The sequence below is a fragment of the uncultured Thiohalocapsa sp. genome (genome assembly GCF_913063425.1).
Lineage (GTDB): Bacteria > Pseudomonadota > Gammaproteobacteria > Chromatiales > Chromatiaceae > Thiohalocapsa.
Genome location: NZ_CAJXYK010000041.1, coordinates 28,818 through 43,365, shown reverse-complemented (window position 1 = coordinate 43,365; position 14,548 = coordinate 28,818). Strand labels below are relative to the sequence as shown.

The following is a 14,548-nucleotide window of genomic DNA, read 5'->3' as shown; positions in this document are numbered from 1 at the left end:
GAGCGAGTGCGGCGCTTGGCGATACAGGGGGATACCGGGGGATGCAGGAGCCGAGTCCGGGATCAAGCGCCGGCCTCGGCGCGGGCCAGGCAATCGCGCAATTGCTCGGCGAGCGCCTCGACGTGCGGCGGATAGGTCATGGTGGTGTGACTGCCGGGGACGAGCCGGACCCGAGGCTCGCCGAGCTCGGCCCAGCCGGCGACGATCTGCTCGCGCTCGGCGGCCGGTGCCGCCTCGGCCAGCAGCAGCTCGAACGGCCGGGCGATGACCTCACGCGGGTGGTATTCGGTGTGATTGTTGATGCGAAAGACCTCGAAGAGGCTGCGCACCTGGGCCGTGTCGGCCCCCGCCGGCAGGGCCTCCAGGCGCTCCAGGGCGGCGCGCAGTGCCTCCAGGCGTTGCGCCGGCTCCAGGGGCTCCAGCTGCGCGACGGTCAATGACGTTGGCCGGCCGTATTCCTCGGCGAACAGGCCCTCGAAGATGGTCATCAGCTCCGCATCCGTGGCCTTGGGCAGCGGCATGGACGGGGGCAGCGTATCGAGGATCGCGAGCATGCCCACTTCGGCGCCGGCGCGGTGCAGCTGCTGCGCGATCTCGAAGGCGACCAGGCCGCCGAAGGAATGCCCGGCCAGGTGTATGGGCCCCTCGGGCCAGCGGGTGCGGATCTGCTCGATGTGATGGGCGGCCGCGGCCTCGACCGTGGCATGCGGCGGCTGCTTGCCGTCCAGGCCGAGGGACTCCAGCCCGCAGCAGGGCCGATCCACGCCCAGGGCCCGCACCAGCGGATGGAAATAGAAGACGTTGCCGCCGTCGCCCGGCACGCAGAACAGCGGCGGCAGCTCGCCGCGCGGCTGCAGTGCGACCAGGGTCGACCAGCTGCGCTCCGGATGGGCCTGCTCCAGGAAGCCGGCCAGTTGCGCCACCGTGGGATAGCGGAACAGGGCCTGGAGCGGCAGCTTGGTGGCGAAGGCGTCGCCGATGCGCGCCGCCAGACGGATCGCCAGCAGGGAATGGCCGCCGACCTCGAAGAGGTCGTCGAAGATGCCGGCCGCGGGGTTCTGCAACACCTCGCGCCAGATCGCGAGCAGGTCCTGCTCGGTGACGCTGCGCGGATGGCGTGTCGTATCCCCCGTCGGGGCGGCGGTGGGCTCGGGCAGCGCCTTGCGGTCCACCTTGCCGGTGGGCGTCAGCGGCAGCCGCTCCAGGGGCACGAAGGCGCCGGGGATCATCCAGGCCGGCAGGCGCGGGCGCAGATGCTCGCGGAGCGCATCGGGCAGGAGGCTGGGCCGGCCGGCCGGGTCATCGGCCGCGGCGGCCTGCGCTGGCGTTGCGGTGGCGCCCGGCGCCGCCACCACGTAGGCGACCAGGCGCTTCTGACCGTCGTCGTCCACCCGCGGGACCACCACCGCCTGCTCGACGGCCGGGTGCAGCGCGAGCGCTGCCTCGATCTCGCCGAGCTCGACGCGGAAGCCCCGCACCTTCACCTGGCGGTCCATGCGCCCGATGACCTCCAGCCGACCGTCGGCGCGCCAACGGGCCCGATCCCCGGTGCGGTAGAGCCGCTCGCCGTTGTGCCAGGCGATGAAGCGCTCCGCCGTCAGCGCCGGGCGGTTCAGATAGCCGCGGCCAACCCCGGCGCCGCCAATGCAGAGCTCGCCCGGCACGCCGATGGGCACCAGGTTGCGATGCCCGTCCAGCACCAGGGCGCGGGTATTGGCCAGCGGGCGGCCGATGGGCAGGGGGTCCTCGCCGGGCTGCACCCGGTGGCTGGTGGCGGTGACCGTGGTCTCGGTGGGGCCGAAGGAGTTGGTGACCTCGATGCCGCGGGCCAGCAGCCGGTCGCAGTCCTCGGCGCGCAGCACGTCGCCGCCGCTGGCGACGAAGCGCAGGTCGGGCAGCTCCCCGGCGCGGCTGTTGCAGTACTGCACCAACAGCGGGGTGGCGCCGATCAGCGTAGCGCGATGACGGATCAGCGTGGCGACGATGGCGTCGACCCCGGCGGGGTCGGTGCAGAGCACCACCGTGGCCCCGATGCCGAGCGCCGGAAAGAGCTCTTCGATGCACAGATCGAAGGCGATGCTGCCGTGCCACAACACGCGGTCGGCGGGGGTCAGCCGCGCCCAGGGGACGAAGGCGCGAACGTAGCCGACGACGTTGCGATGCTCGATCACCACGCCCTTGGGCAGGCCGGTGGAGCCGGAGGTGTACATCACATAGGCGACGGCGTCCGACCGGGTGCGGCACGGGAGATCGTCGCCCTCCTCGTCCCGGCAGGCGTCGAGCATGCGGGCCGGATCGATGCGGATCACGCCGCCGAGTGGGTCGTCGCCGGGCTGATGGGCAGCGAGCAGAGCGGCGTCGAGCAGATCCGGCTCGGCGACGACGGCAAAGGGCCGGGCATCGCTCAGGATCGCGGCGTTGCGTGCCGGCGGCCAGGCCGGGTCCACCGGGACATAGCCGCAGCCCGCCTTCAGGATGCCGAGGATGACGACGAGGAGATCCGCCGAGCGGCCCATGCAGACGCCGATCAGGGGCGTCATCAGGCCGGCGCTCGAGAGGGCATCCGCGGCCGGGTCGCAGGGGGGCTGGCGCAGCCGCAGCAGCCGGCGCGCCATGCGGTTGGCGCGGGCGTTGAGCTCGGCGTAGGTCAAGCGCTCGCTGTGCGCGGGGTCCGTGTCCGGGCGGGCGACGATCAGCGCCGTTGCATCCGGCGTCAGCGCCGCCTGGCGCTCCACCAGGGTCTGGACGGCGGCGTCCGCGTCGCGGCAGGGATCGGCCGGGTTCCAATCCTCCAACAGCACGCGGCGCTCGGCCGCGGTCAGCAGCGGCAGGGTCGCGATGGGCCGCTGCGCGTCGGCGAGGACCGCCTCGGCCAGCACGCGCAGGTGGCCCGCCATACGCTCGATGGTCGGCGCGTCGAACAGGGCCGGGCTGTAGTCCAGCCAGCCCGCGAGGCCGTCGCCGGTGCGCACCAGCTCCAGGGCGAGATCCAGCTCGGTGCTGTCGCGGCCCGTGTCCAGCCAGCGCCCGCGGGCGGCGCCCAGGGCATAGTCACGGGCAGCGGGATGGGACTCGGCATACTCCACCGTCAGCATCACCTGGCACAGCGGCGCATGGCTCAGGCTGCGCTCAACGGCGACGGCGTTGACGATCTGCTCGAAGGGGATGTCCTGGTGGTCGTAGGCGTCCAGGGTCGTGCGCCGCAGCCGCGCCAGCAGCGTGACGAAGCTCGGCTCGGCCCCGAGGTCCGCGCGCAACGGCAGGGTGTTGACCAGGCAGCCGATCAGCCCCTCGAGCCCGGGGTGGTTGCGGTTGGCGACCGGGGTGCCGACGATCAGGTCGTCCTCGCCGCTGCAGCGGTGCAGCAGCACGGTCCACAGGGCCAGGATCACCTGGAACAGCGTTGCCCCGTGCTGCCGGCCGAGGTGCTCCAGCCGCGACGCGGTCTCCACATCCAGTCGCACCGGCAGGCTCGCGCCGACGCCGTCCTGCACCGCCGGACGCGGCCGATCCGTCGGCAGGCCCAGCAGCGTCGGCGCATCGGCGAGCTGCCCACGCCACCAGTCGAGCTGCTGCCGCCACGCCTCGCCCTGAGCGCGTCGGCGCTGCCACAGGGCAAAGTCCGCATACTGGAGCGACGGCGGCGGCAGGTCCGGCTCCCGGCCGTCGAGCCGGGCGCGGTAGGCGGCATCCAGCTCGCCGGTGAGCAGGCCCAGCGACCAGCCGTCGGCGAGGATATGGTGGGTGCCGAGCAGCAGCAGGTGCTCATCCACGTCGAGCCGGGCCAGCACCGCCCGCAGCAGCGGTCCGCGGGCGAGGTCGTAGCGCTCGCGGGCACGCGCGCGCAGCGCGGTACGGGCCGCCCCGAGGCGCTCGCTCGGCGGCAGGGTACTCAGCTCCAGGCGCTCCAGCGGGATCTCGCCCTTGGCGTCGATGCGTTGCTCGGGGGTGCCGTCAACGGCCGCAAAGCGCGTGCGCAGCATCTCGTGGCGGGCGACCACCATGGCCAGGGCATCGGCCAGCGCGGTGGCGTGAAGCGGCCCCTCCAGGTGCAGCGTCAGGGCCAGGTTGTAGGCGCTGGCGCCCTGCTCCAGCTGCGCCAGGAACCACAGCCGCTCCTGCGCGAACGACAGCGGCAGCACGGCCGGCCGCGGCCCCGGCGCTGGGGCTTGCTCGCCCGGCGCCGGCGCCTGTGCTTGCAGCAGGGCGACGATCTCGGCCTTGTGCCGGCGCAGGGCGGCGGTGTCGGCCGCATCGAGGGCATCGCGGGGTCCGCGCACCCGCAGACCATCGCCGTCCAGGCTGAGCCGGACGCCGCGCCCCGCGAGCTTGGCCAGCAGGTCGGCGACGGCGCTCACAGCAACAGGTCCATCCCGTCGTCGTCCGTGGCGGCGGTGCCCTGCTGCGCCGCCACCTGCTGCGCCAGATCGGCGAGCGTCGGGTGATCGAACAGCGCCCGCAGCGGCACGGCAACGCCCAGCTCGCTCTGGATGCGGGCGATGACCCGGGTCGCCAGCAGCGAGTGGCCGCCGAGACGGAAGAAATCGTCGTGCCGGCCGATGGCTTCGCGTCCGAGCACGTCCGCCCAGATCGCCGCGAGGGTGCGCTCCAGCTCGGATGCCGGCGGCTCCGGGGCGTGCTCGCTCGCCGGCTCGCTGAGGCCCAGCCGGGCCAGCGCGAGCCGGTCCACCTTGCCGTTCGGGGTCAGGGGCAGCCGCTCCAGCAGCTCGAAGCCGCTCGGCACCATGTACTCCGGCAGGAACTGCGACAGGTGCCGGCGCAGGTCCGCCGGGCTCGGCGGCTGCGTCGGCGCGGCGACGTAGGCCACCAGCCGCGGGCCGGCCGGGGCCTCCGCGAGCAGCACCACGGCATCCGCCACCGCTGGATGCTCGCGCAGCGCGTCCTCGATCTCGCCGAGCTCGATGCGGAAGCCGCGCAGCTTGACCTGACTGTCGCTGCGGCCGAGATACTCGATGTCCGGGCGGCGCCCGCCCTCCCCGGCCGCAGCCTCGGGCAACGGCAGCCAGCGCACCCGGTCGCCCGTGCGGAACAGGCGCCCGGGGCCGAACGGGTTGGCGACGAAGCGCTCGCGGGTCAGGTCCGGGCGTCCGCGATAGCCGCGGGCGAGGCAGTCGCCGCCGATGTAGAGCTCGCCGACGATGCCGGGGGCCACGGGCTCCAGGTGCGCATCGAGGATGCAGCAGCGCACCCCGTCGATGGGCTGGCCGATGGGCACCTGCGCCGGCGGCGCCCCAGCGGCCTGCGCCGGGGCCGTTGCGTCGTGCCAGGTCACGTCGGCGGCGACCTCGGAGGAGCCGTAGAGGTTGATCAGCCGGGCCTCCGGCAGGGCGTCGCGGAAGCGGCGCACCAGCTGCATGGGCAGGGTCTCGCCGCTGCACACCCAATAGCGCAGCAGCGGCAGCCGCTCTCCCAAGGTCTGCCCCGTCGCCGGCCCCGTCGCCGGCCCGGCGTCCGCCCCGGCCTCCTCCCCTGCCTCCAACAGGGCCCGCAGCAGCGACGGCACCAGCACCAGCCGGGTGACCTCGTGGCGCGCCAGGGCCTCGATCAGACGCGGCACATCCTTGACCAGCAGGTCCGGCAGGATGATGGACGGCACCCCCTGGAGCAAGGGGCCGAAGATCTCCCACACCGAGTCGACGAAGGACAACGCGGTCTTCTGCGCGCAGACCTCGTCGGCGGTGAAGGGCTGCGTGCGCCACATCCAGGTCAGGCGATTCCAGGTGGCGCCGTAGGTGGCCTCCACCCCCTTCGGCTGGCCGGTGGAGCCCGAGGTGTAGATGACGTAGGCCAGGTCTTCGGGCTGCAGGGTCGCCGCGGGCACGGGCGCCGTCGCATCGGCGTCATCCGCGGCGCAGTCCGCCAGGCGGACGACGCGCGTGTCGGCGGCCGGCAGCCGCGGCAGCAGCGCGTCGTCGGTGAGCAGCAACGCGGCACCGGAATCCGACAGCATGTATTCGAGGCGAGCGGGCGGATAGGCCGGGTCCAGCGGCAGATAGGCGGCCCCGGTCTTCAGGATACCGAGCAGGCCCGCGACCATGCCGATGGAGCGCTCCAGACAGACGCCCACCACTGCTCCCGGGCCGGCACCTTCGGCCCGCAGCCGGCGGGCGATGCGATCCGCCAGTGCATCGAGCTCGCCATAGCGGATGCTGGTGTCGGCGCCGGTGTCGCCGCATTGAACCAGGGCGATGCGCTCCGGTGTCGCCGCCGCCTGCCGCGCGAACTGCCGATGGAGCCCGCCGACCTCGGCGGCCGTCGGCGCCGGAGCGCCCGGCCCTTGGGCGGGCGTCGGCGGGGCCGCCCAGCGCTCCAGGATGACGGCGCGCTGGGCCGGGGTCAGCAGCGGCAGCCGGGAGACGGGGCGGTCGGGATCGGCGATGACCTCGCGCAGCAGCGTCGTCAACATCCCCACCAGACGCCGGATGCTGTCGGGCAGCAGGCGGTTGGCGTCGTAGGTGACCTGCCCGCTCAGGGCGCCGGCCATATCGAAGACCGACAGGGACAGCGCCTCCGGGGTGCCCCGCTGACCGATGGCGACGGTCTCGGCGAACAGGCTGGGCGCCCGCGCCGGCCGGCGTGCGGCGTCCAGGATGAAGCCGACGGCGGGCGGATCGGCCGCCTCCGCCGCACCCTTCGCCTGGATCAGGCGCAGCACGTGCGAGTACGGGAAGAGCTGGTGCTCGAAGCACTCAGCGAGGTGCGCGCGCGTGCGCCCGAGCAGTGCCGCCATGGTGGGGTCATCGCGGAGATCCGCGATCAGGCACAGGGGATTGATCAGATAGCCGGCGGTCCGCTCCCAGCCCGCCAGGTGCCGGACCGATGTGGGCGTGGTGACGACGAAGCGCTCGGCGCCGCTGCTGCGGGCGATGACCACCTGATAGGCGGCCAGCAGGGCCGTGAACAGCGAGACCTCGTGCTCCCGGCAGAAGGCCCGCAGGGCCTGGGTGAGATCGGGCTCGATGCTGAAATCGAAGGTCGCCGGCCGATAGGCGCTGCCCGCGGCAGGCGTTGCGAGGTCTGCGGGCAGGCTCGGCGCCGCGGGCCAGTCCTCGAGGATGCGCGCCCAGTAGGCCCGCAGGCGCTCGCCGTCCGCGGCCAGGCTGTCCTGCTCCCAGCGCACGAAGTCGCGGTAGGTCAAGGCGCGCGGTGAGTCCGGCGCGGTGCTCGGGTCCTGCGGCGGCTGCGGTGCGCCGGCGCGGGCGGCCCGATACAGGCCCTCCAGATCGTCGATCAGGACCTCCTGGGTCAGGAAATCGGAGGCGATGTGATGCAGGGTCCAGTGCAGCAGTCGCGCGCCGCCGGCCGCCGCGCCGGTGCAGAGCACCGCGGTGCGCATGACGGGGCCTTCGATGAGGTCGAAGGGCCGGTCCGCTTCCTGCGCGATCCAGTTTGCCACCTGCGCCGCGGTCCAGTCCGGCTCCTCGCGTACCGGCAGCGCAAGCGCAAGCCCGTCTTCGATCTGCTGGAGCGGTGCGCCCGTCGCCGCGTCGTCGGCCGGCCGACAGCGGGTGCGCAGGATCGGGTGACGCTCGATGAGCCATTGCAGCGCCCGCTGCAGGGCATCGAGGTCCACGTCGTCCTGCAGGCGGGCGACCAGGAAGAGATTGTAGATCGGCGTCTCGGGGTCCAGGCGCCAGGCCTGAAACAGCCCCTGCTGGCCGGCTGACAGCGGATAGGTGTGCGAGCGCTCCGTGCACTCCGCGAGCCAGGCCACCAGCGCGTCCTTGTGCGCGCGCAGGACCTCGATGCGCTGCTGTTGGGCCTCGCCACGCGGCGCGTGGTAGTGCAGCTGCCCATCGATCAGCGCCAGCTGCTCGCCGCCGGCCGTCAGGTCGGCGAGAAATTCGACGACGTTCAGAGGACTGTCGTGGTCCATGTGGCGTCTCCGGCGGGCTTGCCCGCCTCGGTTGTCAAGGGTGTCGCCGGCGCTTCGGCGCCGTGCGCGGCCGGTCGCGGCGGTGCCCCGGAAGCGGCTGAGCCGGTGCCGAGACGGGCCGCGGCCGCAGCCGCCAGGTCGTTGATCGGCATGCCCTGGAGCATCTGCGGCAGCGGAATCTGCACGCCCAGGTCCTGGCGCAGCCGGTTGCGCAGCTCGATCAGCAGCAAGGAGTCGAAGCCGAGCGTGAGCAGGTTGGCCGCGGGGTCCAGGGCGCCGGCATCGGCCCGGCCCAGGACCTCGGCGACCAGCGCCGGCAGATGCCGGCCAAGCAGTTGCGCCCGCTCGTCAGGCCCGGCCGCGGCGAGCCTTGCCGGTAGGCTCTGCCCGTCGGCGGACGGCCCTGGAACAGCGGCGGCACCGTCCCCGAGGCAATCGGCGAGGAATACCCGGTGCGCCTCGAAGCTCGCCAGGAAGCGCTGCCAGTCCGCCCGCACGACGGCCAGGTGACCATTGCTTCCGAGCAGCGCCCTGAAGGCCGCGCGCGCCTGCGCCACCGGCAGGGCGCCGAGGCCGGTCTGTGCCGCGGCGTCCGCCCCCGCGGGGGCCATGGCCGCCATGCCGGTGTCGGCCCAGTCGCCCCAGCCGATGCTCAGTGCCGGCAACCCCTGCTGGCGCCGATGGGCAGCCAGCGCATCGAGACCGGCGTTGGCCGCGGCATAGTCCGCATGCCCGCCGAGCCCGAGCAGTGACGAGGCGGACGAGAACAGCACGAAGAAGTCCAGGCCATGACCGCGGGAGAGCCGATGCAGTGCCCACCCGCCGACGAGCTTGGGGCCGAGGACCGACGCCACCCGGGGCCAGTCGGGCCGTGGCGACGGCTCCGTGGCAATGGTGCCGGCGGCGTGCACGATGCCCCTCAGCGGCGGCAGATCGGCAGGCCCGTCGGCATCGGCCTGCGGCGCGCGGAAACGCCCCAGCAGCGCGGCGAGCGCCGCCTCGTCGGCCACGTCGAGCGCCGGCGCCGTCACCGCGACACCGCGCGCACGCAGTTGCTCGACCCGGTTGCGCTGCGCGTCGCTGCGCAGGCCGCGCCGGCTCGCGAGCACCAGATGCCGCGCCCCCAGGTCCGCCAGCGCCTCGGCGACGTCCAGGCCCAGGGCACCGAGGCCGCCGGTGACCAGGTAGGCCCCGTCGGCCCGGACCGGTGCGGCGGTTGCGCCGGCCGGCTCGCCCTGCGGCACCAGGCGCGCCAGGTAGCGGCCGGCGTCGCGCAGGACGACCTGCTCGCCGACATCGCCCCGGCGCAGCTCGGCCCACAGCGCCCGGGCGCAGTCGTCCGGGCCTTGCCGCGGGCTCAGATCGACCAGGCCGCCCCAGCGCTGCGGCTGTTCCAGCGCGAAGGTGCGACCGAGGCCCCAGAGCGTGGACTGCACCGGATCGATGCCCGCCGATGCCGTGCCGACGGGCTGGGCACCGCGGGTCACCAGCCAGAGGCGCACGCCCTCGGCGGCAGGCCCCGCCAGCGCGGACAGCATGGCGGAGACAGCAGGATGCACCCGCTCGCCGGCCGCGAGCAGCGCCGGGCCGTCGGCGTCTTCGTCGGCCCTCGCATCCAGGCCCCAGAGGCAGACGATGCGGTCGGCGCCTGCGCCGGCCGACGTGCCGGCGCGGCGCTGCAACCAGGCCGCGACCTGCCCCGGGTCGCGCGCATCGCCACTGCCCGGCCGAGCGGCGAGGGTCTGCGATGCCGGGCCGGCGTCCAGCAGCAGGGCGCGGTCGCCGGCGGCCTCGATACGCGCCGCCAGCGCCGCACCGATGCCCTCCCCGTCGGCGAGGATGAGCCAGGAACCGGTCCCGGCCGGGGCCTTCTCCGCTGCCGCGCCGGCGTGCCGGGCATCGTGCCCCGCGGGCATCAGCCGCCACTCGGGAGTGTAGAGCAGCCCCTGCCAGGGCTCGGCCGCCTGCCCGCCGGGCGGCTGCGCCCGCAGTGCCGCCAGCAGCAGCGGCACCAGCCGCTCCGCCTCCCCCGGCGCGAGCTCGCCCTGGCGCTGCAACTGCCGCGCGGCCGCGAGCAGCCGCTCCTCCGGCACGGGCTCGGATGCGCCGGGCGCCGCGGCGCCCGCCGGCGCGTCGATCCAGCAGCGCTTGTGCTGGAACACGGTGGTGGGCAGGGACCGCCGACGCCAGTGCTGGCCCGCGTAGAGGCCATGCCAGTGGATGTCGGCACCGGCCGTGTAGAGCCGGCCGAGGCCGTCCAGAAGCTGCGCCCAGTCGTCCTGTCCGCGCCGCAGGCTGGGGACGAGCAGCGGCGGAGCAGCGTCCCGCGCCGCGACCGTCGCGGCGGCCATGCCGAGCAGGGTCGGTGCCGGGCCGATCTCGATCAGGGTGCCGGCGCCGGCATCGAGCAGCGTCGCGACGCCGGCGGCGAAGCGCACGGCCGAGCGGGTGTGCTCGACCCAGTAGTCCGGGTCCGTCAGCTCGCCGGTGACGCGGGCGCCGGTGACGTTGGAGATCACCGCCAGCCTGGGCTCGGCCCAGCGCACCGAGCGCAAGACCCCGGCGAAGGGGCCGAGCATCGGCTCCAGCAACGGTGAATGGAAGGCGTGGGAGACGCTTAAGCGCCGGTGGTCGATGCCCTGCCCCGCGAGCGTCGCGGCGATGACATCGAGCGCCGCCACGCGCCCCGAGACCACCGTCTGCGCGGGCCCGTTGACGGCGGCAACGGCGACGTCATCGCCGGCGTGTGCGCTGAGCAGATCACGCGTCTGCGCCTCGTCCAGCGCCACCGCCAGCATGCCGCCGCCGGCGGGCAGGGCCTGGATCAGCCGGCCGCGCTCGGCGACGACGCGCAGGGCGTCCTCCAGCGTGATGACCCCGGCGACGCAGGCGGCGACATACTCGCCGACGCTGTGACCCATGACCAGATCGGGCACGATGCCCCAGGATTGCCACAGCTCCGCCAGGGCGTACTCGACGGCGAACAGCGCCGGCTGCGTGTAGCGGGTCTCGGCCAGCAGGGCATCGGCGGCGGACGTCGCGTCCGCCGCGCAGAACATGACCTCGGTCAGGGGCCGCGGCAGCAGTGGCTTCAGGATCTCGGCACAGCGGTCGAGGGTGGCTCGGAACGGCGCGCAGGAGTCGTACAGGCCGCGGGCCATATTGGCGTACTGGGCGCCCTGGCCGGTGAACAGGAAGGCGATCTTGCCGGTGCCGCCCCCATCGCCGGCGGGCGGCTGCGCCGGCACCGACAGGGCCGCGAGCCGCTCGCGCAGCGCTGCGGTGGAGGCCGCCACCACCGCGCAGCGCCGGCCCAGGTGGCGCCGGCCGGTGGCGGCCGTCGCGCAGAGCGAGGTCAGGTCGGGCGCCGGGGACTCGTCGAGCAGCTCGCGCCAGCGGCCCACCAGCGCCTGCAGGGCCGGGCCGCCGGCGGCGGAAAGCACCAACAGCTGGTGCGAGGGCCGCGTCGTCGCAAGCGGCGGCGCGGCGGGCTGCGCTTGCGCGGGGGCCTCTTCCAGCACCAGATGGCAATTGGTGCCGCCCATGCCAAAGGAGCTGACCCCTGCCCGGCGCGGGGTCTCCGGCGGCGCCGGCCAGGGTCGCAGCCTGGCATTGACCTCGAACGGGCTGTCGGTGAAGTCGATCGCCGGGTTCGGGTTGCGGTAATGCAGACTCGGCGGGATCTCCCGGTGCCGGAGCGCGAGCACGGTCTTGATGAAGCCGGCGATGCCGGCCGCCTCGTCCAGATGGCCGATGTTGGTCTTGACCGAGCCGACGGCACAGCGCGGGCCGCCGTCCGCCCGCCGGCCGCGCTCGGCAAAGGCGCGGGTCAGCGCGGCGATCTCGATGGGATCGCCGAGCCGCGTGCCGGTGCCATGGGCCTCGATATAGCCGATGCTGTTCGGATCGACCCGCGCGGCGTCGAGGGCGCTCGCGATCACCGCGGACTGCCCGGCGGCGCTCGGCGCCGTGAAGCCGGCCTTGGCGGCGGCGTCGTTGTTGATCGCCGAGCCCTTGATGACGGCGAGGATCGGGTCGCCGTCGGCCTGCGCCCGCGCCAGCGGCTTCAGCAGCACCACGCCGACGCCGCTGCCGAAGAGGGTCCCCTCGGCATCCGCGTCGAAGGCCCGGCAGCGCCCGTCCGGGGAGCGGATCATGCCTTCCTCGAACAGATAGCCGGCCTTCTGCGGCACCCGCAGCGCAACCGCGCCGGCCAGGGCCGCATCGCATTCGCCCGCGCGCAGTGCCTGGCAGGCCAGGTGGACCACCACCAGGCCGGTGGAGCAGGCGGTCTGCACCGTCATGGCCGGTCCGCTGAGGGCGAGCTTGTAGGCGATGCGGGTGGCGAGGAAGTTGCGGTCGTTGGCCAGGTTGGCCTGGTATTCCTGCAAGGTCGCCTCGGTGACCGGTCGGTGCGTGGCGACCTGGTTCAGGAAATAGCCGCTCTGGCTGCTGCCGGCGTAGACGCCGATGCGCCCGCCCGGCACCACCCCGGCCCGCTCCATTGCCTCCCAGGCGCACTCCAGCAGCAGGCGCTGCTGCGGGTCCAGCAGCGCCGCCTCCTTGTCGGTGTAGCCGAACAGATCCGCGTCGAAGCCGGCGATGTCGTCGAGCACGGCCCCGGCCTTGACATAGTCCGGGTCGGCGCGCAGCCGCGGGTCCGGCTGCTCCAGCTCGGCATCGGAGAAGTCCGCGATGGCATCGACGCCGTCGCGCAGGCCCTGCCAGAACGCCTCCGGCGTCGCGGCACCGGGGAAGCGGCAGGCCATGCCGATGACGGCGATCTCCTGCGCCGCAGCGCCCTGCCCGTCGCGGTGCGCCTGCACCGGACCTGCGGCGGCCTCCGCAGCGCGGCCCGGCGCGCGCCCGAGATAGGCGGCCTGGGCGGCGATGGTCGGGTACTCCAGCAGCTGCGCCGGGGTCAATCGGCAGTGCGGGAAGGCGTCCTGCAGGCGCCCATGGAGCTGGGCCAGGGCCAGCGAGTCGCCGCCGACGTCGAAGAAGCCGTCCTGTGGGCCGACGGCATCGCGCTGCAGCACCTCGCACCACAGTTGCGCGATCCGGCCCTGCGTGTCGCCGTCGGCCGCGGCAGGCGACGCAGGGGCGGTGCTGCTCAGGGCCGCGAGGCGCCGCCGGTCGAGCTTGCCGCTCGGCGTGGTCGGCAGGTGGTCCAGCGCGATGACCCGCTGGGGCACCAGGTGCCGCGCGACGCCCGCGCGCAACCTGCCCAACAATCCCCGCGTGTCCAGCCTCGCCGGGGTCACGAACACCACCAGGCTGCGGTTCTCGGCCAGGCCCGGGTCCTGCTGCACCACGGCCGCGGCGGCCTCGACGTCGCCGGCGCAGGCGAGCACGGCGGCCTCCACCGCCGAGAGCTCGATGCGATGGCCGCGCACCTTGACCTGGTCATCGCCGCGTCCGGCGAAGCGCAGTTGGCCGTCGGCGCCGAGCCGTACCCGGTCGCCGGTGCGGTAGAGCCGGCCACTGCCGCCGAAGGGGTGCGCGATGAAGCGCGCCGCGGTCTCCTCGGGGCGATGCAGATAGCCGCCGGCCAGCAGCGGGCCGCCCGCCAGCAGCTCGCCGGTTTCCCCGGGGGCCACCTCGCGCAGGTCGTCGTCGACGATGCGCACTTCGGTGCCGGGGATGGGGCGGCCGATGGGCGCGCCCGAGTCGTCGAGCGCGGTATCGGGGGTGATCGCGGTGCAGCTGATTTCGGGGACCTCGCTGCAGCCGTAGAGATTGACCAGCGCGGTGTCGGGCAGCGCCCGCCGAAAGGCGTCCACCAGCTCGGCCGTCAGCCGTTCGCCGCTGACGATGCACAGCCGCAGCCGCGGCAGCCGGCGCCCCAGATCGGGCGCGGCGAGCAACAGCGCGCGCAGCTGCGAGACCACCAGCGAGAGCCGCGTTGCCCCGTGTGCGGCCAACAGCTCGATGAAGCGCGCCGGACTCGCGGTGTCCGACTCGCGCGCGATCAACAGCGGGCGACCCTGCAGCAGCGTGCCGAAGACCTCCAGGCTGGCATCGACGAAGTGCAGCGCCGTCTTGTGGCAGACCAGCTCGTCGTCGGCCAGCGGGAAGGTCCGCCAAAGCCAGGCCAGCCGTGCGTGCATCTGGCCATGGGTGCCGCAGACGCCCTTCGGCGTCGCCGTGCTGCCCGAGGTGTACAGCACGTGGAAGAGGCGGTCGTCCGCCGGTGCCGGCGGGGAAGCGGTGCGGGGGACGGCGCCGCGCGCCAGGTCCGCCGCCGTCAACACCTGCTCGCAGGCGTCGGCGAGCCCCGCGGCGGCTTCCGGGCCGTCGGTCAGCAGCCGCCGCAGGCCGGCCTCGCGCACCATGCGTCGGCGCAGCGCGGCGGGATAGCCGGGGTCGATGGGGACATAGGCGCCGCCGGCCAGCAGGATGCCCAGCATCGCCGCAACCGCATCGGCGCCGCGATGCATGCACAGGCCGACCGGCTCGCCGGCATCGCGCGCGGCACCGACACCCAGCTCCGCCAATGCGCCGGCGATGCGCTCGGCGCGTGCGGCGAGCTCGCCGTAGCCGACGGTGCCCTCCCCGGTCACCAAGGCGACCGCGTCCGGGGCGTGCCGCGCGTACGCCGCGAAGGGCGCGAGCAGATGTGAGTCAGCGTCCGGTGTCATCGCAATGGCG

General features: G+C 74.1%; 3 protein-coding genes. All 3 read right to left on the bottom strand.

Annotated elements, in window-relative coordinates; translation table 11 throughout:
- Positions 1-62: 62 nt before the first annotated feature.
- From QZ607_RS19140 to QZ607_RS19130, 3 genes are read right to left on the bottom strand one after another with little or no spacing between them, the layout of a single operon-like run.
- Entirely contained in the window at positions 63-4,358 is a 4,296-nt protein-coding gene (locus QZ607_RS19140; RefSeq protein ID WP_295885965.1) for an amino acid adenylation domain-containing protein, read from the bottom strand.
- Positions 4,355-7,897 carry an amino acid adenylation domain-containing protein gene (locus QZ607_RS19135; RefSeq protein ID WP_295885963.1) on the bottom strand — a complete coding sequence of 1,181 codons (3,543 nt, stop codon included), beginning with the start codon at positions 7,895-7,897 and terminating at the stop codon, positions 4,355-4,357. The genes QZ607_RS19140 and QZ607_RS19135 overlap by 4 nt, the downstream gene beginning before the upstream one ends.
- Complete coding sequence (locus QZ607_RS19130; protein WP_295885960.1) at positions 7,876-14,538, bottom strand: polyketide synthase; 6,663 nt, start codon at positions 14,536-14,538, stop codon at positions 7,876-7,878. Before QZ607_RS19130 ends, QZ607_RS19135 begins: the two co-directional genes overlap by 22 nt.
- Positions 14,539-14,548 lie beyond the last annotated feature (10 nt).